This window comes from Curtobacterium sp. VKM Ac-2852, from assembly GCF_013205045.1.
Taxonomy (GTDB): Bacteria; Actinomycetota; Actinomycetes; order Actinomycetales; family Microbacteriaceae; genus Curtobacterium; species Curtobacterium flaccumfaciens.
Genome location: NZ_JABMLI010000004.1, coordinates 459,890 through 480,273, shown reverse-complemented (window position 1 = coordinate 480,273; position 20,384 = coordinate 459,890). Strand labels below are relative to the sequence as shown.

At 71.3% G+C, this 20,384-nt stretch carries 18 protein-coding genes and 1 tRNA gene; 13 read left to right on the top strand and 6 right to left on the bottom strand.

Features of this window, described 5'->3' with window-relative positions:
- Positions 1-123 precede the first annotated feature (123 nt).
- The 6 genes from eno to HQQ79_RS17250 all read left to right on the top strand — a co-directional run bounded on the left by eno (position 124) and on the right by HQQ79_RS17250 (position 6,038).
- Complete coding sequence (gene eno, locus HQQ79_RS17275) at positions 124-1,407, top strand: phosphopyruvate hydratase (RefSeq protein WP_027464494.1); 1,284 nt, start codon at positions 124-126, stop codon at positions 1,405-1,407.
- Positions 1,408-1,749: 342 nt separating this feature from the next.
- Positions 1,750-2,283, top strand: coding sequence for a septum formation initiator family protein (locus HQQ79_RS17270; protein ID WP_111056958.1), 534 nt, complete (start codon positions 1,750-1,752; stop codon positions 2,281-2,283).
- Positions 2,284-2,359: 76 nt separating this feature from the next.
- Positions 2,360-2,908 (top strand): DUF501 domain-containing protein, encoded by a 549-nt coding sequence (locus tag HQQ79_RS17265; RefSeq protein WP_027464495.1) that lies wholly within the window; start codon positions 2,360-2,362, stop codon positions 2,906-2,908.
- A 40-nt stretch (positions 2,909-2,948) separates the two neighbouring features.
- Positions 2,949-4,424, top strand: coding sequence for an NAD(P)/FAD-dependent oxidoreductase (locus HQQ79_RS17260; protein ID WP_071246022.1), 1,476 nt, complete (start codon positions 2,949-2,951; stop codon positions 4,422-4,424).
- Between the two features lie 71 nt (positions 4,425-4,495).
- Positions 4,496-4,569, top strand: a tRNA-Leu gene (locus tag HQQ79_RS17255).
- Positions 4,570-4,697: 128 nt separating this feature from the next.
- Positions 4,698-6,038, top strand: coding sequence for a threonine/serine exporter family protein (locus HQQ79_RS17250; RefSeq protein WP_027464496.1), 1,341 nt, complete (start codon positions 4,698-4,700; stop codon positions 6,036-6,038).
- A gap of 67 nt (positions 6,039-6,105) precedes the next feature.
- On the opposite strand, the gene HQQ79_RS17245 is transcribed toward HQQ79_RS17250, so the two are convergent.
- Positions 6,106-7,797, bottom strand: coding sequence for a class I adenylate-forming enzyme family protein (locus tag HQQ79_RS17245; protein WP_173035861.1), 1,692 nt, complete (start codon positions 7,795-7,797; stop codon positions 6,106-6,108).
- Between the two features lie 196 nt (positions 7,798-7,993).
- Positions 7,994-10,396, bottom strand: a complete 2,403-nt coding sequence (locus tag HQQ79_RS17240; protein ID WP_173035860.1) for an Ig-like domain-containing protein — start codon at positions 10,394-10,396, stop codon at positions 7,994-7,996.
- Positions 10,397-10,614: 218 nt separating this feature from the next.
- Here HQQ79_RS17240 and HQQ79_RS17235 point away from each other — a divergent pair, with 218 nt between their 5' ends.
- Positions 10,615-11,196, top strand: a complete 582-nt coding sequence (locus tag HQQ79_RS17235) for a LemA family protein (RefSeq protein WP_027464499.1) — start codon at positions 10,615-10,617, stop codon at positions 11,194-11,196.
- A 19-nt stretch (positions 11,197-11,215) separates the two neighbouring features.
- Positions 11,216-12,118: a M48 family metalloprotease gene (locus HQQ79_RS17230; protein WP_111056961.1), complete on the top strand. Its 903-nt coding sequence runs from the start codon at positions 11,216-11,218 to the stop codon at positions 12,116-12,118.
- A 4-nt stretch (positions 12,119-12,122) separates the two neighbouring features.
- Here HQQ79_RS17230 and HQQ79_RS17225 read toward each other — a convergent pair whose 3' ends face one another.
- Positions 12,123-13,415 carry a winged helix-turn-helix domain-containing protein gene (locus HQQ79_RS17225; protein ID WP_173035858.1) on the bottom strand — a complete coding sequence of 431 codons (1,293 nt, stop codon included), beginning with the start codon at positions 13,413-13,415 and terminating at the stop codon, positions 12,123-12,125.
- Positions 13,416-13,508: 93 nt separating this feature from the next.
- On the opposite strand from HQQ79_RS17225, the gene HQQ79_RS17220 reads away from it, so the two are divergent.
- Complete coding sequence (locus HQQ79_RS17220; protein WP_216852643.1) at positions 13,509-14,768, top strand: AI-2E family transporter; 1,260 nt, start codon at positions 13,509-13,511, stop codon at positions 14,766-14,768.
- A 48-nt stretch (positions 14,769-14,816) separates the two neighbouring features.
- The gene (ilvA, locus tag HQQ79_RS17215; protein ID WP_027464502.1) at positions 14,817-16,076 is read left to right on the top strand and encodes a threonine ammonia-lyase; all 1,260 of its coding nucleotides are present in this window, start codon (positions 14,817-14,819) and stop codon (positions 16,074-16,076) included.
- A gap of 220 nt (positions 16,077-16,296) precedes the next feature.
- On the opposite strand, the gene greA is transcribed toward ilvA, so the two are convergent.
- Both greA and HQQ79_RS17205 read right to left on the bottom strand, forming a co-directional pair.
- Positions 16,297-16,785 (bottom strand): transcription elongation factor GreA, encoded by a 489-nt coding sequence (gene greA, locus HQQ79_RS17210; RefSeq protein WP_017886739.1) that lies wholly within the window; start codon positions 16,783-16,785, stop codon positions 16,297-16,299.
- Positions 16,786-16,856: 71 nt separating this feature from the next.
- Positions 16,857-17,348, bottom strand: a complete 492-nt coding sequence (locus HQQ79_RS17205; RefSeq protein WP_051596498.1) for a DUF4307 domain-containing protein — start codon at positions 17,346-17,348, stop codon at positions 16,857-16,859.
- Positions 17,349-17,367: 19 nt separating this feature from the next.
- On the opposite strand from HQQ79_RS17205, the gene mca reads away from it, so the two are divergent.
- Both mca and HQQ79_RS17195 read left to right on the top strand, forming a co-directional pair.
- The gene (gene mca, locus HQQ79_RS17200) at positions 17,368-18,258 is read left to right on the top strand and encodes a mycothiol conjugate amidase Mca (protein WP_027464504.1); all 891 of its coding nucleotides are present in this window, start codon (positions 17,368-17,370) and stop codon (positions 18,256-18,258) included.
- Positions 18,255-18,560, top strand: coding sequence for a hypothetical protein (locus tag HQQ79_RS17195; protein WP_017886736.1), 306 nt, complete (start codon positions 18,255-18,257; stop codon positions 18,558-18,560). The genes mca and HQQ79_RS17195 overlap by 4 nt, the downstream gene beginning before the upstream one ends.
- Positions 18,561-18,779: 219 nt before the next feature.
- Here the strand turns inward: HQQ79_RS17195 and HQQ79_RS17190 are convergent, their stop codons facing one another.
- Positions 18,780-19,493 carry a hemolysin III family protein gene (locus HQQ79_RS17190; RefSeq protein ID WP_232536596.1) on the bottom strand — a complete coding sequence of 238 codons (714 nt, stop codon included), beginning with the start codon at positions 19,491-19,493 and terminating at the stop codon, positions 18,780-18,782.
- A gap of 96 nt (positions 19,494-19,589) precedes the next feature.
- On the opposite strand from HQQ79_RS17190, the gene HQQ79_RS17185 reads away from it, so the two are divergent.
- On the top strand, positions 19,590-20,375 hold the full coding sequence (locus tag HQQ79_RS17185; protein WP_027464506.1) for an isoprenyl transferase: 786 nt from the start codon (positions 19,590-19,592) through the stop codon (positions 20,373-20,375).
- Positions 20,376-20,384 lie beyond the last annotated feature (9 nt).

The window sequence follows — 20,384 nt, the reverse complement described above, 5'->3', positions numbered from 1 at the left end:
GCACCCAGTCCTCGTTCCAGCACGGACTCGTCCACAGCGGGGCGTCACGGCCGACGTCGTGTTCACCTCCGCTCACTAGGATCGACACCGCAATCACCACAACCAATGTGTAGGGAGTACCCCGTGGCCCTGATCGATGCCGTAGGCGCACGCGAAGTCCTCGATTCCCGAGGCAACCCGACGGTCGAGGTCGAGGTCCTCCTCGACGACGGCGTCGTGTCCCGCGCGCTCGTCCCGTCCGGTGCATCCACCGGCGCGTTCGAGGCGTACGAGCTGCGCGACGGCGACGCCTCGCGCTACGGCGGCAAGGGCGTGCTCAAGGCCGTCGACGCCGTCCTCGACGAGATCGGCCCGGCGCTCGAGGGCTTCGACGCCACCGACCAGCGCCTCGTCGACGCCGCGCTCATCGAGCTCGACGGCACCGAGAACAAGTCCCGCCTCGGCGCGAACGCGATCCTCGGTGCCTCGCTCGCCGTGGCCCGTGCCGCAGCCGACTCGGTCGACCTGCCGCTCTTCCGCTACCTCGGCGGCCCGAACGCGCACACGCTGCCCGTCCCGCTGATGAACGTCGTCAACGGTGGTGCCCACGCGGACACCAACGTCGACATCCAGGAGTTCTTCCTGGTGCCGTACGGCGCCGAGTCCTTCTCCGAGGCACTCCGCTGGGGCGTCGAGACCTACCACGCCCTCAAGGGGGAGCTGAAGAAGCAGGGCCTGGCCACCGGCCTCGGCGACGAGGGCGGCTTCGCGCCGGAGCTCGCGTCGAACCGCGCGGCGCTCGACTTCCTGCTCACCGCGATCGAGAAGGCCGGCTACACGCCGGGCAAGGACATCGCCGTCGGCCTCGACGTGGCGTCCACCGAGTTCTTCTCGGACGGCAAGTACCAGTTCGAGGGCAAGCAGCTCTCGAGCCAGGAGTTCACCTCCTACTTCGCCGAGCTCGTCGCGAACTACCCTCTCGTCACCATCGAGGACCCGCTGGCCGAGGACGACTGGGAAGGCTGGTCGCACCTGACCGCCGAGCTCGGCGACAAGGTCCAGATCGTCGGCGACGACCTGTTCGTCACCAACCCGAAGCGTCTGCAGCGGGGCATCGACGAGAAGGCCGCGAACTCGATCCTCGTCAAGGTCAACCAGATCGGCACGCTCACCGAGACGCTCGACGCGGTCTCGCTCGCGCACCGTCACGGCCTGACCTCGATCCTGTCGCACCGCTCCGGCGAGACCGAGGACACCACGATCGCGGACATCGCGGTCGCGGTCGACGGTGGCCAGATCAAGACCGGCGCCCCGGCCCGCTCGGACCGCGTCGCGAAGTACAACCAGCTGCTCCGCATCGAGGAAGAGCTCGGTGACGCCGCGGTGTACGCCGGTCGCTCGGCCTTCCCGCGCGCCGCGTCGCTGTAACCAGCCCGGCCGGCAGTACTCGCACCACCGAGACGCCGTCCTCCTCTGCGAGGACGGCGTCTCGTCGTGTGTGCCTCCCCGGATTGCCGAGCGGTCAGGACGTGCCACGCGCGCCGCGTCGAGTGGTCGTGAGTCGTCGGTTGGCCCGGGCTTGGCCGACAGGACGTGACCACCGGACGTGCGCCGGGCGGTGTGTGGTGACCACTCCAGGTGCGGGACTGCAGGGGCGGGCCGAAGCCGCGCCTCCCGGCTGCCTCGACGTGACGACGCGAGACGCTGAGAGGGCGCCGAACGGCCGCGTGCCGGGCGGCCGGACCGACCGCGCCGGGTTATCGTCGGAGCGTGCCCAGCCAGAAGCCCCGCGTCCGCCGCGTCCCCGTGGCGATGCCCGACGGCAGCACGCCCGCGCAGCCCTGGTACCGCTCGATACACTTCTCCGGGTTCAGCCTGCTCATGCTCGCGATCATCGTGCTCTTCGTGGTGGTGCTCGCGCCGTCGCTCCGGACGCTCATCCAGCAGCAGGAGCAGATCGCCCAGCAGCAGCACGAGGTCGCGAGCCAGAAGGCCGACGTCGCGCAGAAGAAGCAGGATGTCGCACGCTGGGACGACCCGGCGTACATCGAGGCACAAGCCCGCGACCGACTGCTCTACGTGTACCCGGGCGAGGAGAGCTACCTCGTGATGGGCGCCGAGGACGAGGCCGCCGACAAGACCCCCACCACCGACTCGGGCACCCCCGTGAGCGCGAAGGTGCAGACGCCCAAGGTCGACTGGGTGCAGGCGATGCTCTCGTCGGTGCTGCAGTCCGGGCTCACCGACGAGCGGGCAGCCGACCTCGTCGCCCCCGACGTCTCCGGGACCGGCGACAGCAAGTAGTCCCGGACCGCAGGGCGCGGAGCCGTCCGGCCCGACGGTGCGAGGGGTTCCGCTTCTCCGGTAGGCTCACGTTCCCGTGACGACCCCTCCCTTCGACCCGCCCTCCGACCGCGACGTCCAGGTCGTGTCGGCGCAGCTCGGCCGACCGGCACGTGACGTCATCGGGATCGCGGCACGCTGCGTCTGTGGCAACCCCACCGTCGTCTCCACGAAGCCCCGGCTGTCGAACGGCACCCCGTTCCCGACGTTCTACTACCTGTGCCACCCCGCGGCCACCGCTGCGGTCAGCACCCTCGAGGCCAACCAGGTGATGCCCGAGCTGGCAGCCCTGCTCGAGGACCCCGAAGTCGCCGCGCAGTACCGCGCGGCCCACGAGTCCTACCTGGCCGATCGCGAGTCGATCGAACACGTCGACGAGATCGACGGCATCAGCGCCGGTGGCATGCCCACCCGCGTGAAGTGCCTGCACGCCCTCGTCGGCCACGCCCTCGCCGCCGGACCCGGCGTCAACCCCATCGGCGACCTCGCGCTCGAGCGCGCGGACTGGTCGCCCTCCCGGTGTGCATGCCGGGCGTATGATGACGGTGCAGACGCTGGAGTCGGGGCGGGTGGCGGCGAAGTCTGACTCGACTCCCGCACACCCCCATCCAAGGAGATCATCCCCCGTGCCCAAGATCCTCGTCGTCGGCGGCGGTTACGCCGGTTTCTACACCGCATGGAAGCTCGAGAAGCACCTTCGCCAGGGCGAAGCCGAGGTCGTCATGGTGGACCCGCTGCCGTACATGACGTACCAGCCGTTCCTGCCCGAGGTCGCCGCCGGCTCCATCGAGCCGCGTCACGCGGTCGTCGCGCACCGTCGTCACCTCAAGAAGACCCGCGTCGTCACGGCGAAGGTCACCAAGGTCGACCACGCCACCAAGACGGCGACGATCACCCCGACCGAGGGCGAGGCGTGGGAGGAGTCCTACGACCAGATCGTCATGACCGCCGGCGCGGTGTCCCGCACGTTCCCGATCCCGGGCGTCGCGGACGAGGCCATCGGCCTGAAGACCATCGAGGAAGCCGCGTCCATCCGTGACCGCATCCTCAGCAACTTCCACAAGGCGGCGAACCTGCCGGCCGGTCCCGAGCGCGACCGCCTGCTCACCGTCGTCGTCGTCGGTGGTGGCTTCGCCGGCATCGAGGTGTTCGCCGAGCTCCGCTCCTTCGTCACCGACCTGCTGAAGAGCCACCCGCAGCTGTCCTTCGACGACACGCACTTCCACCTGGTCGAGGCGATGGGCCGCATCATGCCCGAGGTCTCGCTCGAGACGTCGCACTGGGTGCTCAAGAACCTCGCCGAGCGTGGCGCGACCGTGCACCTCGAGACCCAGCTGGCCTCGGCCGTGGGTGGCGTCTGCGAGCTCAAGACGAGCGACGGCGCGATCGAGACCATCCCGTCCGACCTCATCATCTGGACCGCCGGCGTCATGGCGAACCCGATGGTCAAGGGCACCGACTTCCCGCTCGAGCAGCGTGGCCGCATCCGCGTGCAGCCCGACCTGCGCGTGGTCGACGACAACGGCGTGATCGCCGACGCATGGGCCTGCGGCGACGTCGCAGCCGTGCCGGACCTGACCGGCGGCGGTGTCGGCGGGTTCTGCGTGCCGAACGCCCAGCACGCCGTGCGCCAGGCCAAGCAGCTCGCGAAGAACGTCGTCGCGACCATCCGTGGCGAGGCGACGACCGACTACAAGCACGAGAACCTCGGTGCCGTCGCGGGTCTCGGCCTGGGCACCGGCGTGTTCCAGTCCGGCAAGTTCGCCATGAAGGGCTTCCTGGCCTGGGGTGCACACCGCGGCTACCACGGCCTGGCCATGCCGTCGTGGGAGCGCAAGTGGCGCGTCATCGGCGACTGGGTCGGTGGCTTCTTCCTGGGCCGCGACATCGTGTCGCTCGACGACCGCGAGACCCCGCGTGCCGCGTTCGAGGCGTTCGCGTCCCGTCCGAAGCCCGCTGCCGAGGCCCCGGCCGCGCCCGCCGCAGCCCCGGCTCCGGAAGAGGGCAAGGTCGCCGGTGCCGCCGGCCCCGTGTACGGCGAGCCCGCGAAGGACGTCTCCAACGCGGCCGAGCCGGTGACGGCCCCGGCCGACGCCAAGTAGCACCACTCGTCACGAAGGCGGTCACCCGCGAAGGGTGGCCGCCTTCGTGCATCGGTAGGCTGTTGCGGCCCGCCCCCGTGGCCCAATCGGTAGAGGCATGCGACTTAAAATCGCCGAGTTGTGGGTTCGAGTCCCACCGGGGGTACCGCCGAGACTCGGCCGAGCGGACAGTTCGCGCCGGTCACGACGCGAGTTCTGTCCGCACCACCGAGACTCGGCGGCCGTGCGAGACCAGACCCCGCGGAACCCGCAGGCCCAGTAGCATCGACGATCGTGGTCGGACTCGGAAGCGCACTCGCCAACCTGCAGAACGCCCTCCGCCGACCGGAGGCCCACGTCGAGGTCGTCGACGGCGAGAGCGTCCCGGTCGGCATGCTCCTGGGCACCCTCGGAGCCCTGCTCCTGGACGCCGGCAGCTCCGTGACCGACGTCCGGTCGGCGCTCGAGAAGGCCCGTGACGCCGCCGGGGTCGGACCGACGCTCGCGATCGGCGTCCTGCCCGCCCTGGTGATGGTGAGCGAGGTCTCCACGGGCGCCGCCACGATCGTCAACGCCGAGGGCGTCGAACTGTCCTCCCGCCAGGCCGCCCGCGCCAACCGCGTCGTGCTCGGGCTCGAGAGCGGCTCCATCGCCCTCGCCGAGATCCCCGCCCGCGTCCGGGCCATCCGCGCCGGTACCGTCCCGCCGCCCGCCCTGCCGTGGATCCTCGGCAACGCCCTGACCTCGGCCGGCCTGGCCGTCGTCTTCCGCTGCCCCTGGTGGGCGATCGTCCTGGCGCTCGTCGTCGGCGGTCTGGTCGGCGTGATCGGACTGGTACTCCGGCGGTTCCGCGAAGCCGTGGCGATCATCCCGTTCCTGGCCGCGTTCGTGTCGACGGCGATCGTCGGCCTCGTCGCCGCGGGCACCGGGTTCGAGCAGGTCCCGCTCTTCGCGGTCTGCGCCCCGGTCGCGGTCTTCGTCCCCGGCGCGCTCATCACCAACGCGTTGCTCGAACTCACCGCCGCGGACATCGTCACCGGGTCGTCGCGGCTGGTCCAGGGGCTCATCATGCTCGGCTTCATGGCCGCCGGCATCGCGTCCGGCAGCGCCCTGACCGGGTTGCACGTCGACCCGTCGTCGGCCGCGCTCGTCGGCGAGGTCGCGGGGGTCGGCACGGACCTGGCCGGCTGGGAGTCCGTGCCGGCGTACTGGGTGTCGTGGGTGGCCGTCGTGGTGCTCGCGGTCGGGCTCGGTCTGGTGTTCCGGTCCGGGTGGCGCCTGACGCTCGTGTCGGTGGCGGTCATGGTCACCGCCTACGCCGTGGTGAGCACGACGACGCCGCTCTGGGGCAGCGTCGTCGCGACCGGGGCCGCAGCGGCGCTGCTGTTCGTCGCGACCCGGTTGCTCGAGCGGCTCGTGCCGGCGATCCCGGCGACGGTGTCGTTCTTCCCGGCGTTCCTGCTGCTCGTGCCGGGGACGGTCGGGCTGGTGGCGGTGGCCACCTTCGATCCGGAGGCGCTCGCGACCCCGCTCGCGACCTTCGTCAGCCTGTGCATCGGGACGAAGATCGGCGGGCTCCTGCCCGGCCTCTTCGCCCGCAACGCGCCCCGGCGCGCGGTGGACGCGACCAGCTGACGACCTGGAGGCCCGTGGCGGCGCCGCCACGCGCCTCCAGGCCGTCACCGGTCGCGTTCCGGGCCCGCTACGGCTCGATCAGCCGGCCGGCTGCCGCATCCGCCGCGGCCGTGTCCTTCGCCAGGTAGTGCACCTTCTTGCCGGTGGCGTTGTAGGGGACGTCCGTGACGAAGCGGTACCGCCGCGGACGCTTGTACCGGGCGAGGCCCGGGTGGGAGCCGGTCCACTCCTCGAGCGCGGCCGCTGCCTCGGCGTCGTCGGCCGGCAGTCGGTCGCCGGCACGGACGACGTACGCCGTGACGACCTCGCCCCACCGCGGGTCCGGCACGCCCACCACGATGGAGTCGGCGACCCCGGGGTGCTCCTGCAACACCGCCTCGACCTGGACGGGGTGCACGTTCTCGCCGCCGGAGATCACCATGTCGTCCTTGCGACCCACGATCGTGACCCGCTCGTGCTCGTCCCACGTGGCGAGGTCACCGGGGTAGAACCAGCCGTTCGCGAACTTCTCGGCCTCGAGCCCGGGGTTCCGGTACGAGTAGCCGGACTTCACGGTGCGCACGGCGAACTCGCCGATCTCGGTTCCGTCCTTCGCCACCGTGTCGGTCGGGTCGGCCAGGCGGTCCTCGTGCACGCGGACGACGGCGACGTCGTCGTCGGTCGATGCGCGACCGGTGGAACCGGCGCCGTCCGGGAAGTCCTCCGGGCGCAGGAACGTGTTCCAGAAGGTCTCGGTGGTGCCGTAGCCGTTGAAGATCCGCGGCGACAGCAGCTCCTGGTACCGCAGTGCCGCGGCTCGGTCGAGCGGTGCGCCCATCGTGACGATGCCGTTGAGACTCGACAGGTCCCGCGCCCGGCGTTCCTGCGCATCGGCGAGCTGCACCAGGTTCGGCGGAGCGCCGATCAGGAACGTCAGGCGTTCGGACTCGACCAGGTCGAGCACCCGGTCGGCGTCGAAGTGCCGCAGCGTCGTGAGTTCCGCGCCGACGTAGAACACCGGGTTCGGGCCGCCCGAGTACAGGCCGCCGCGGTGGAACAGCGGCGACATGTTGAGCGTCTTGTCGAACGGACTGAGCGGGAAGTGCATGACCACGTCGTGCGCGCTGAGCACCTCGACCAGACTCGGCAGCGGGACGGGCTTCGGCCGACCGGTGGTGCCCGAGGTGTAGAGCCGGGTGGACTCGTCGTAGGTGCTGCGCGGACCGATCGCCGCGAGTTCCTCGGGGGAGACGGGCTCGGACACGAGCAGCTCGGCGAACCGGTCGTGGTCGCCACCGACCGGGACGACCTGGTCCGGCCGGTGCGGCGACGACCCCAGCGCAGCGGCGATCGCACTCGTCCGCTCGGTGTCGTGCACCAGGACGGCGGGTGCGGAGTCCTCGATGATGAACGCGACCTCGTCCGGGGCGAGCCGGAAGTTCGTCGGCGAGAACACCGCGCCGATGCGGTGGCAGGCCAGGTAGAGCATCGCGAACTCGGGTGTGTTGAACAGCTCGACCATCACGACCGAACCCCGTCCGCCACCGTGCCGGACGAGCCACCCGGCGATCCGGTCGACGACGTCGCCGAGCTCGGCGTAGGTCCACGAGCGGTCCGTCTCCGGCTCGCGCAGCGCGGGTCGGCCGGCGAAGCGGCGGGTGTTGCGGGCGAAGCCGTTGGCGTAGGTGAAGCTGCCCTCGAACACCTCGCGGAAGCGCGTCGCGTCGTAGTCGGACCGGGTGTCCGTGTCGGGGTGGCTGTCGGGTCGGGTGTCGGTCATCATCGCTCCTGCCGCGGTCGTGCGGTGCACACCGACTGTCCTGCGCGGGCACCGGTCACGAGGCGCCGCTGCTCCGCTGGTCCGGTGCGGCGTGGTCGTCCGATCGTCACACTAGCCCGCTGTCCGCGAACCGGCCCGGATGTGCGTCTTCTGTCCCGGGGCGGTGCGGAGCGCCGCTCTGGAGGCCCGGCTCGGCTCAGACGCGTGCCGCACGCCGGTCGGTGCGCAGCCAGACCAGGGCCGCGATCGCGGCCACCACACAGGCCGCGGCGATCCCGACGAGCAGGGCCGGTGCGGCGTGCGTGCCGGTCGTCCCCGAGTAGACCGCCGTGGTCAGCGCCACGGCGACCACCGCGAGCGCGACGTACCGACCGCGGGAGGCGGCGAGCAGCGCGCTGCCGGCGGACCCCGCGACGGGCAGCAGGGTCGCGACCACGGCGCCGAGGCCACCGACGCACAGGGTGATGGCGAACTCCGACCCGAGCGACACCCAGAAACCTCCGCCGGCGAGCAGGCTGTGCAGCACCCAGCCGGCCGCGGCGAGGCCGAGCAGGGCCAGCACCCGCCAGGTCGCACCCCGGGCGCTCGTGGCGATCCCGGTGCCGAGGCGGAGCGGGCCGGTCCCCAGTCCGGGGCGGCCGGACGGCACGAGGACGACACCGACGATGAGGGCGGGGGAGAGGTCGGCCGCACGGGTGACGCCGCACGCCACGAGCGCTGCGAGGACGAGCCACGGCGACACCCGGAACCCGACGGCGCGGTGATCGCTGCCGGCTGCCCACCGCGTGGCGAACACGACGGCGGCGGTCAGGACACCGGTGCCGGCGAGGACGGCGATCGCCAGACGGGCGTACCGGGCCTCGAGCTCGACGCCGACCCCGAGCAGGGTGCACAGCGCCGCGACGGACACCGCGATGGCGATGGACGCCCAGGTCGGCAGGACGTCGTCGCCCCGTGTGCGGTCCGACCGCGAGCGGTTGCGTCCGAGCAGCGCCGCGAACGGCGAGCGGAGGCGGCCGCGGGTGACCGCGGCCACGAGGGCGAGCGGCGCGGCGATGAGCAGGAGGAACCCGGCGGCGACGGCGGTGGCGACCAGGACGGTCCGCCACGAGAACGCGGCCTGGATGGTCGGGACGGTGCGGTCGTAGGTGGTCGCCGCGGTCCAGTCGCCCGCGGGTCCGGACCAGTCGGGGTGGCCTCCGGTGCTGCCGACGCCGGCCGGGGTGCTGCCGGTGCCGGTGCCGGTGCCAGTGCCAGTGCCAGTGCCGGTGCCGTCGCCGTTGCTGGACCCGTTGCCGTTGCCGTTGCCGGTGCCTGCTGCGCCGCCGTCGTCGTGGCCGGCGGCATTCGTGCCGTTGGCGTTGCCGGTTCCGCCGTGGCCGGTCGTGCCGGGGGTGCCCGCCGTCGCGCTGGACCCCGGCGTCGACGTGCCCGGTGTCCCCGGGGTGTCCGTGGCGGCCGGCGTCGGTGCTGCGGTCGGGGTCGTGGTGGTGGCCCGCACCGTGACCCGCACGGCGGCCGACGACCGGGAGTAGTTGCCCGCGACGTCGTGCTGCGTCGCGGTGAGCTTGTGCCCGCCGGCGCGCAACGTCGACCCCGCGGTGGAGCACGACCACGAGGCGTCCGACCCCACCACCGCGCCGCACACCGGCGCACGGTCGACGTACACGGTCACGCGGGCGCCGGGTTCACCGGTCCCGGCCACCGTCGTCGAGCGGGTGCCGATGCGCTGGCCGTCGTCCGGCGTCGTGATGCGCGGGGCGGCCGGCGCCGTGCGGTCGACCGTGACCGTCACGGGAGCGGAGGCCGCGCTCCGCAGGTCGGACCGGTACCCGTCGGCCGTGCTGGCGGTCTGCGACGCCGTGACGGTGAACCGACCGTCGGCCCGGGTCCCCAGGGCGGCGACCCAGCGGCCGTCTGCGCCGACCCGGGCGGTCTGCTGGGCCGAGGACCCGGACACCGAGAGCGTCACGGTCGATCCGGGGTACCCCGTGCCGGAGACCGTCCCGCCGGTGGGCCCGGCGGACGCGAGGGTCGGCGGGACGATGACGTCCGACGCCGGTGCGCTCGCGACGGGCAGTGCGGCGGTGAGGTCGCGCACCGTGAACACCTGGTGCGGACCGGAGCGGACGGTTCCGAGGCAGGCCCACGATCCGTTCGGGTCGACCCGGGTCGTGCACCCGGACGAACCCGTCGCGCCCGGGCCCGTCACCCGGACCGCGTGCCCGGGGGTACCGGTGCCGTGGAAGCGCGTCGTCCCCGTCGTGACGTCACCCGGATCGGCGATCGTGGGCCGCACGGCGGGACGGGTGGGTGTGGGCGTCGGAGCGCCCGGACGGCCGGTGTTCGGCGGGGCGATCTCGCTCGTCCCGGGCGTGGCGGTGGGAGCGGCGGCAGCCGGGGCTGCCGGGGCGTCCGCAGCGGCCGCGACGACCGACGGGCCACCCGCGGCGACCGCGACGGCCGGGGCTGCCGCGGCGCCGAGCAGGGCGGCGACGAGGACCGTCGTCGCCGCTGCGAGCAGGGCGAAGCGGGGACGACGACGAGGGCTGTCGCCCCCGACAGCCCCCTCTTCCACGTTCTCCCCGCTCGTGTTCACCGGACCCATCCCACGGGATCGGCGGCCTCCGGTCAATACACCTCGCGGATGAGGTTCGGTATCGGGCCGCAGTCCGGGAGCCCGGTGTGCGTGACTCGGGAATCGGCCGTGAACACTGCTCGAGGAACAGAGCATGCTCAGCGCGTCGATAGACTTCACGATGGCCGTTCAGGCCAACGCAGCACCGCGGATCCCGACGCGCAAAGGAGTACGCCCGCATGGACACCGGACTCGTCACGACGCTCATCGTCGTCGGAGTGGTGGTGGTCGTCCTGGTGATCATCGGGATCTACCTCTGGGTGACGTACAACTCCCTCGTCACGCTCAAGGTCCGGGTCGACGAGGCCTGGAGCGACATCTCGGTGCAGCTGAAGCGCCGCGCCGACCTCATCCCCACCATCGTGGACACGGTCAAGGGGTACGCCACGCACGAGAAGGCGGTCTTCGACGACGTGACGAAGGCCCGCGCCGAGACCCTGTCCGCCGGTGACGCCGACACGGCCTCCACCGCCGAGGGGCACATGCAGAAGGCGCTGAAGAGCGTGTTCGCGGTGGCCGAGGGGTACCCGCAGCTGCAGTCGAGCCAGAACTTCCTGCAGCTGCAGTCCGAGCTCGTCGACACCGAGGACAAGATCCAGGCCGCCCGCCGGTTCTACAACGGCGGAGTGCGTGAGCTGAACACGAAGATCCGGGTGTTCCCGAACTCCACGTTCGCGAAGAACCGCGGCTTCTCCGAGGCACCGTTCTTCGAGACGAACGAGCCGGCGGCCATCGCCGAGCCGCCGCGCGTCCAGTTCTGACCACAGCGTCGGATCCGACGTGTACAGCGCCATCGCGCGGAACAAGCGCAACACCGTGGTCATCGTCCTGGTGTTCCTGCTGATCATCGGCGCGCTCGGGTTCCTCGGCGGGTACCTCGCCGGCAACGTCTCGATCGGCTTCATCGTCCTCGTGGTCGCCCTCGGGTACGCGGTGCTGCAGTACTTCCTGGCGGCACGGCAGGCCACCGCGATCGCCGGTGGGGTCGAGATCGACCGCGTCTCCGAACCACGGCTGTGGCGGACCGTCGAGAACCTCGCCATCGCGACCGGCATGCCGATGCCCCGGGTGTTCGTCATCCCCGACCCCGCGCCGAACGCCTTCGCCACCGGGCGTGACCCCGAGCACGCGGTGGTGGCGGCGACGACGGGGCTGCTCGAGCTCATGGACGACCAGGAGCTGCAGGGCGTGATGGCGCACGAGCTCGGACACGTCCGGAACTACGACATCCGGGTGTCGACGATGGTCTTCGGTCTCGTCGTGGCCGTCGGGCTCATCGCCGACGTCCTGCTCCGCATCTCGATCTTCAGCGGTCTGTCCGGCGGGCGGAACCGCAATTCGGACAACGGTGGCAGCGCCAACCCGGTGCTGCTCATCGCCGGGATCGTCGCCGTCATCGTGGCCCCGATCGCGGCGGCCGGCGTCCAGGCGGCGGTGTCCCGGCAGCGCGAGTACCTGGCCGACGCGACGGGCGCGATGACGACCCGTCACCCGGAGGGCCTGGCGCGGGCCCTCGAGAAGCTCGGTGCGTACGGTCGGCCGACGCAGACGCAGAACTCCTCGATGGCACACCTGTGGATCGCCGACCCGATGCGCCCGGGCGTGATGGACCGGCTGTTCTCGACACACCCGCCGCTGCCCGACCGCATCGCGCGGTTGCGGGCGAACGCCGACCGGTTCTGAGGGGTCAACCGACGCCGTCGGCGGCCGAGTCGTCGGCCGACTCGGCCGACTCGACCGGTTCGGGGGCGTCCGCGTCGTCAGCGGACTCGTGCGGCACCAGGGGTACTCCGAGGGCTCCGGCGACGGCCGCAGCAGCGGTGCCGCGGTCGGTCACCTCGATCGCGCCGAGGCCCTGCCAGCTCGCGGTCCGTCGCAGTGTGTCGGCGAGACGCTCGGGGTCCAGGTGCTCGCCCGGTTCCTGCCACGCGGTCCGGACGCGGAGCACGCCGCGCTGCCGGTCGCTCTTCAGGTCGATGCGGCCGACGAGCCGGTCGTCCTGCAGCACCGGCAGCACGTAGTAGCCGAACACCCGCTTCGGGGCGGGCGTGTAGATCTCGATCCGGTAGTGGAAGCCGTACATCCGCTCGGCCCGCCGCCGGAACCAGACGACCGGGTCGAAGGGGCTCAGCACCGCGTCCGTGGGCATCTGCCGGGGGACCCGAGCGCCCGCGTGCAGCCACGCCCGCTCACCCCAGCCCTCGACCCGCACCGGCAGGAGCTCGCCGGTGTCGGTGAGCTCGGCGATCGCGGTGGCCGTGTCGTCGGAGCGCAGCCGGTAGTAGTCCGCGATGTCCGCTCGGGTCCCGATGCCGAGTGCGCGTGTGGCCTGGCGCACGAGTTCGAGCACGGCGTCGGCACGCGGCGGGGCGGTCTCGAGGAAGCCTGCGGGCAGCACCTGCTCCGGCAGGGCGTACACCCGCTCGAAACCGGCTCGTCCGGCGCTCACCGCCTCGCCCCAGCGGAACATCTGCTCGAGCCCGAGCTTCACGTCGCTCCACCCCCACCAGGGGCCGCGCCGAACGTTCGACTCGTGCTCCACCGCGCTCGCCCGCATCGGCCCCTCGGCTCGGAGCAGTGCGTGCAGTTCGCGCCGGACGGCAGCGGTCCGGGTGACGCCGTCGACCCTGGTCGGGCCGGCGTCACGCTCCCGCAGGGCGTCCATCCGCCACCGGAACAGCCGCAGGTCGTCGCGGGGGATGAACGCCGCCTCGTGCGCCCAGTACTCGGTGTACGGACCCGAGCGTCCGAGCGTCAGCCGGTCGAGCGTCGCCCGGTCGTAGGCGCCGAGCCGGGCGAAGAGCGGCAGGTAGTGGCTGCGTTCGAACACGTTGACGGAGTCGATCTGCAGCAGCCCGAGCCGGCCGATCGCGGCGTTCAGCGCACGCGTCGAGACGGGTTCGGCGGGTGGTCGTCCGAACCCCTGCGCGGCGAGTGCGACCCGGCGGGCCTCGGCGGCGGAGAGCGTCGACCTGGGCATGCCGCGACGCTACCGAACCCCGCCGACATGAGGGTCCACGAACGTATGCCGTATCTGGCACCTGACGGGAAGCACATCGCTACACTCGGGCGCATGGCATGGGGAAGAAAGCAGACACACCCCGACCCCGTGGTCGAGGAATCCGTCCCGGTCGGCGTGCGCATCGCCGGTGCGTGGTCGTGGCGGGCGCTCGTCGTCGTGGGCGTGATCGCCGTCTTCATCTGGCTCGTCACGGTCTTCAGCGAGATCCTCATCCCGTTCCTGGTCGGCATCGTGGTCTCGGCGCTCCTCGTCCCCATCTCGAACTGGTTGCAGCGGCACCACGTGCCCAAGTGGCTCGCCGTCGTGATGAGCCTGCTCGGCGGCATCGCGGCGCTCGGTGGCCTGATCTGGCTCGTCGTCGACCAGATCATCGCGTCCTACCCGTCCCTGCGTGACCGGACGGTCGACCAGTACGCGAACATCAAGGACTTCGTCCTGAGCTCCGGGTTCGGCATCAGCCAGTCCGACGTCAACGGCTGGCTCGACGACGGCACGAAGTGGCTGCAGGACAACTCCGCGTCGATCCTGTCCGGGGTCGCCAGCGCGGGTTCGGGCGCCACGCACGCCTTCGAGGCGCTCTTCATCATCCTGTTCACCACGATCTTCCTGCTGATCGACGGCAAGAACGTCTGGCGCTGGTCCGTCCGGCTGTTCCCGAAGAAGGCGCGCGCTGCGGTCGACGGCGCCGGTGTCGCCGGCTGGATCACCCTGACGAGCTTCATCCGCGTGCAGATCTTCGTCGCGTTCGTCGACGCGGTCGGCATCGGTCTGGGGTCCTTCATCGTCGGGCTCTTCTTCGGCGGCATGCCGCTGGTCATCCCGATCGCAGCCTTCGTGTTCCTCGGTGCGTTCATCCCGGTCGTCGGTGCCATCGTCACCGGCTTCCTGGCGGTGTTCGTCGCGCTGATCTTCAACGGTCCCCTCGCGGCTGTCCTGGTGCTCGGGGTCGTGCTGCTGGTCCAGCAGATCGAGGGCCACATCCTGCAGCCGCTCGTCATGGGCAACGCGGTCAAGGTCCACCCGCTGGCGGTCGTCCTCGGCGTCACCGCGGCCTCCGGTCTCGCCGGCATCGCCGGAGCGTTCTTCGCCGTCCCGCTGATCGCGACGCTGAACGCCATGGTCACCACCATCGCGAGCGGACGCTGGCGGCGGCTCGACTCCGACCACGTCCTCGAAGCGACGCCGAAGCGCGGGCAGCACGGGCAGATCCAGTTGCTCCGACGCCGTCGGCACAAGGTCGGCGACGACGTGCCGGCACCGGGCGTCGACTCGGGTCCCTCGGCCGAAGAAGACACCGCCAGCACCAACTGAGCGTCACACGAGTTCGCCGCGGGGGCCGTGAGCGACGATGATGGGGGAGTGACCGACACCAGCGCCTCCCCGCACACGCTCACCGCGATCCCGACCCTCGCGGACATCGAGGCGGCGCGCGAGACCATCAAGGGTGTCGCACGCGTCACCCCGATGGAGACGTCGCAGTTCCTCGCCGAGCTGCTCGGGTCGCCGGTGCACCTGAAGTGCGAGAACCTGCAGCGCACGGGTGCCTACAAGGTGCGCGGTGCCTACAACCGCCTGTCGACCCTGTCCGCCGAGCAGCGTGCCAAGGGCGTCGTCGCCGCGAGCGCCGGCAACCACGCGCAGGGTGTCGCCCTCGCCGCCCGCGAGCTCGGCATCCCCGCGACGATCTTCACGCCGGTCGGCGTCGCCCTGCCCAAGCTGCAGGCCACCCGCCACTACGGTGCCGACGTCGTGCTGCGGGGCCACTCCGTGGAAGAGGCGCTGAGCGCCGCGAAGGACTTCGCCGCCCACACCGGCGCCGTGTTCATCCCGCCGTTCGACCACCCGGCCGTGATCGCCGGGCAGGGCACGCTCGGCCTCGAGATCATCGACCAGGTGCCGGACGTCGACACCGTCGTCGTGCCGATCGGTGGCGGCGGCGTCATCTCCGGCATCGCGCTCGCCGTGAAGGGCATGGCCGAGCGGCTCGGACGGCAGATCCGGGTCATCGGTGTGCAGGCGGAGAACGCTGCGGCCTACCCGTCGTCGATCACCGCCGGCGAGCCCGTCACCATCACCACGAAGCCGACCATCTCCGACGGCATCGCGGTGGCGCGCCCCGGCGACCTGAACTTCCCGATCATCCGCGACCTGGTGGACGACATCGTCACCGTCTCGGACGACGACACCGCTCGCGCACTGCTCGTCCTGCTCGAGCGCGCCAAGCTCGTGGTCGAGGCAGCGGGGGCCGTCGGCGTCGCCGCGATCATGTCCGGTGCCGTCCGCGACACCGGCCGCACCGTGGTGCTGCTGAGCGGCGGCAACATCGACCCGCTCATGATGGAACGCGTGATCACCCGCGGGCTCGTGGCGGCCTCGCGCTACATCGGGATCCGCATCATGCTGCCGGACCGTCCGGGTCAGCTCGCCCGCGTCGCGCAGGTCATCTCGGACGCCGGTGCGAACGTGGTCGAGGTGCTGCACACCCGCCACGGCCAGGGCCTGGTCATCAACGAGGTCGCGCTGGACCTGTCGATCGAGGCGCGCGGCCCCGAGCACGCGCAGGAGGTCATCCAGCGCCTGCACGAGGTCGGCTTCCGCCCGGAGCTCCTGGAGCACTAGTCCGCGACGGGCTCTGACGCGACGATGTCGCTGTCGTCCGAGGGCGTTCCTGTCGCTGGTGCGGGTGTGCAATTGTCGCGGCCGTGTGCAAGCGACTCTGTCGTTGTCGTACGACAACGACGGTGTCGTTCTGCGTCCGCCCCGCGGCGGCGCGACCAGCGGACAGACAGGAGGCCCGTGGCGGTGTCGCCACGGGCCTCCTGTCTGCAGTGGGCCGGGTCTACGGCTCGTAACGCTCGATCTTGACGACCTCGACGGCGATCTCCTTGCCGTTCGGCGCCGTGTACGTGGCCTTGTCGCCGGCCTTGAGGCCGACGATGGCCGCACCGACGGGGCTGACGGGGCTGTAGACCGTCAGGTCCGAGCCCTCGGCGACGATCTCGCGGCTGCCGACCAGGAAGGTGGACTCGTCGCCGGCGATGACCGCCGTGACGACGGTGCCCGGCTCGACCGTCCCGTCGAACTCCGCCTCGCTGACGGTGGCGTGCTTGAGGAGCTCGGTGAGGACGCGGATGCGGGCCTCGATCTTGCCCTGCTCGTCCTTCGCGGCGTGGTAGCCGCCGTTCTCCTTGAGGTCGCCCTCTTCGCGAGCGGCCTCGATGCGGCGCGCGATCTCGGCACGGCCCTCGCCGCTCAGCTCGTCGAGCTCCGCCTTGAGACGGTCGTGCGCCTCCTGGGTCAGCCAGGTGACCTGCGTGTCGTTGCTCATGTTCTGTCCCTTCGACCATGAAAAAACGAGACCGGCCGAGTGGTCGGTCTCGAGAGGCGAATCAGGACAGTCTAGGGAATCCAGCAGTCGTGGATCAAGCCGGTAACGCCCCGCGTCGTCGTGGTGACCTGCGTGGAGATGCTCCGGCTGCGCTGTTCGGACGCCGGGACGGTGATCTCCTTCCAGCCCACGATCGAGTAGCTCTTGTCGAGGACCTGCACGGCGCACTTCGCCTCGACGCCCGGGTCGACGGACACCTGCGAGTGGACGACGGTGCTGTGCTCGGACAGCACCTCGTACCCGATGACGTCCTGGTCGAGGCCGCGGTCGGACTGGTCGAGCCCGGCCCAGATCACCCACGCACCGAAGACCACGACGACCGCGATGGCCGCGACGATCGCGAAGAGGCGGCTGCGGCGCTTGCGGGCCGGGGTGCGGCCGTAGCGCTCGTCGAGGGTGGCGGTCTGGGTCTGTTCGGACAGTTCGGGGCTCCCGGGGTGGATATCCTGATCCCAGGGTAGTTCACGCGATGCTGTGCGCTGCCCGCGTCCGACGCCGCTCACCCGCAGTGAGGAACCCCACGTGCCCTACCGTCTGCTGGCCGTCCACGCCCACCCCGACGACGAGTCGAGCAAGGGTGCCGCGACCGCCGCGAAGTACGTGGCCGACGGGCACCAGGTGCTCGTCGTGTCCTGCACCGGTGGCGAGGCCGGCGACATCCTGAACGACCAGCTCGGTGAGCCGGCGACGAGCCGTGCCCACCGTGACATGGCCGGGTACCGCCGCACCGAGATGGCCGCGGCGCAGCAGGCGCTCGGCATCGACCACGTGTGGCTCGGCTACCACGACTCGGGCCTGCCCGACGCCGAGAAGGGCGAGACGGTCCGGCCGGGCACGTTCTCCACGGTGCCGCTCGAGTACAGCACCGAGGCCCTCGTCCGCGTGATCCGCCGGTTCCGCCCGCACGTGCTCGTCACCTACGACGAGAACGGCGGCTACCCGCACCCCGACCACATCCGCACGCACGAGGTCTCGATGGCCGCGTGGTCCGCCGCCGCCGACCCGTCGGCGTACCCGTCCGCTGGTGCCCCGTGGTCGATCGCGAAGCTCTACTACGAGCGCACGATGAACCCGCGCCGCTTCAGCACGATCTTCGAAGCCCTGCAGGAGCGCGACCCGGACAGCCCCGCGATCGAGCAGCTGCGCGAGTGGGTCGAGCGGTTCGCCGACCGGCCCGACCTCGCCACCACCCACGTCGACGTGCACGAGTACTTCGACCAGCGTGACGCCGCACTCCGCGCGCACGCCAGCCAGGTCGCACCGGACAGCGCCTTCTTCTACTGGCCGAACGACCTCCTCGCGACGGTGTGGCCGACCGAGGACTACCAGCTCGTGGAGGCACGCGTGCCGACCGAGCTCCCGGAGACCGACCTGTTCGCCGGGATCCCAGCCGACAAGGAACCGACCTCGTGAGCACCATCGCGGCGGCACTCGCCGCCACCCCCAGTCCCAGCCCCTCGGTCGTCCCCGACGTCGACGTCACCCCGGGTGTCGTCGGGTTCATCGCGATCGCACTCGTCGCGATCGTGACGATCCTGCTCGTGGTGGACATGACCCGACGCATCCGCCGGACCCGCTACCGCGCCGAGGTGCGTGAGCGGCTCGAAGCCGAGGCGAACGGCACCGCGGGCGACGGCACCGCGACGGACGAGCCGGAGCGGCGGGCGGCCGAGGACGGCCGGGCCGACGTCGGCGACGACACCGAGCGCGGCTGACGCGACCGGGTACGGACTGGAGGCCCGTGGCGATCCCGCCACGGGCCTCCAGTCCGCCTCGTGCGCACCTACCGGAACCGGGCGTGCCTGGTCGAATCGGGCGTACCTGGTCGAATCGGGCGTACCTGGTCGAATCGGGCGTACCTGGTCAGAAGTTCCGGGTGAGTACGCCCGGAACCACCAGGCATCGCACCCGTTCTGGGAAGGAACGTGCGACGGTCAGCGCACCGGGTCCAGCGCGACGATGAGCACGCCGACCCACTGCGCACCGAAGGCCACCACGGTCAGGGCGTGGAACACCTCGTGGAACCCGAACTGCGTCGGCACCGGGTTCGGCCGCTTGAAGCCGTAGACCAGCGCGCCGATGATGTACGCGACGCCGCCGGACAGGATGAGCACGGTCATCGGCACGCTCGCCGCGAAGAACTGCGGCAGCAGCCCGAGGGCAGCGCACCCGAGCACCAGGTAGATCGGGACGTACAGCCACCGGGGCGCGTTGATCCAGAGCACCCGGAACGCGATGCCGAGCGCTGCGCCCGACCACATCACCCAGAGCACGACGACCATGAGCGTGTGCGGCAGGGCGCAGATCGCGACGGGCGTGTAGGTGCCGGCGATGAGCAGCAGGATGTTGGTGTGGTCGATGCGCTTCAGCACGGCCTTCACCTTCGGCCCCCACGGGAACCGGTGGTAGGTCGCGGAGACGCCGAACATCGCCAGCGACGTCGCCATGAACACTGCGCTGCCGACCTTCGCGGCGGTGCTGTCGGCGAGGGTGATCAGGACGACCCCCATCGCGATCGCGAACGGGAACGCACCGAGGTGGATCCAGCCGCGCCACGCCGGACGGGGTTCGGCAGCGGTCGTGGTGGCCGACGCCTCTTCCGTGAACGGGACGTGGGGGAGTGTTCCGGTCTCGTGCTCGTCCTGCATGGTCCCGACCATAGGGCCTGACCCCGAACGACAGCCACGTGTCCGCAGAGCGGGTGCCTCAGGGAGCGTGTGTCGGTGGTGCACTACGCTCGGTGCGTGACCGGGACGGCGGGATGGACAGGGCGAGGGATCCTCTACCGCGCCTACCAACGCCGGATCCGCCGCCAGCTCGAGGGGGCAGCGAAGCCGAAGCACGTCGCCATGATCGTGGACGGCAACCGACGCTGGGCGAAGCAGCTCGGGCTCGAGTCCGCCGCACACGGCCACCGCGCCGGCGCCGCGAAGATCCCGGAGTTCCTGACCTGGTGTGACGACCTCGGCATCGAGGTCGTGACGCTGTACCTGCTGTCGGCCGACAACCTGACGGGTCGCGGCGGCGAAGAGCTCGAAGAACTCGTGGGGATCATCGCCGACCTCGCCGGGGTCCTGGCCGACAACCGAGACTGGCGCGTGCAGCACGTCGGGTCGAACGAGGGCCTGCCGGAGAACCTGGTGACCGCGCTCGAACAGGCCGAGCAGCGCACCGCCGGCCGCACCGGGCTGCACGTCAACCTGGCCGTCGGCTACGGCGGCCGTCGTGAGATCGCGGACGCCATGCGCAGCATCGTGCAGGCGCACGGCGCGGGTGGCGGCACCATCGACACCCTGGCCGAGGTGCTGACGCCGGAGCTCATCGGCGACCACCTGTACACGCAGGGTCAGCCCGACCCCGACCTGGTGATCCGGACCTCTGGCGAGCAGCGGCTGTCCGACTTCATGCTGTGGCAGAGCGCGCACAGCGAATTCTACTTCGTCGAGGCGTTCTACCCGGACCTGCGCGAGGTCGACTTCCTCCGGGCGGTCCGCGACTTCGGGCTCCGGTCGCGTCGCTTCGGCGGCTGAGCAGCCAGC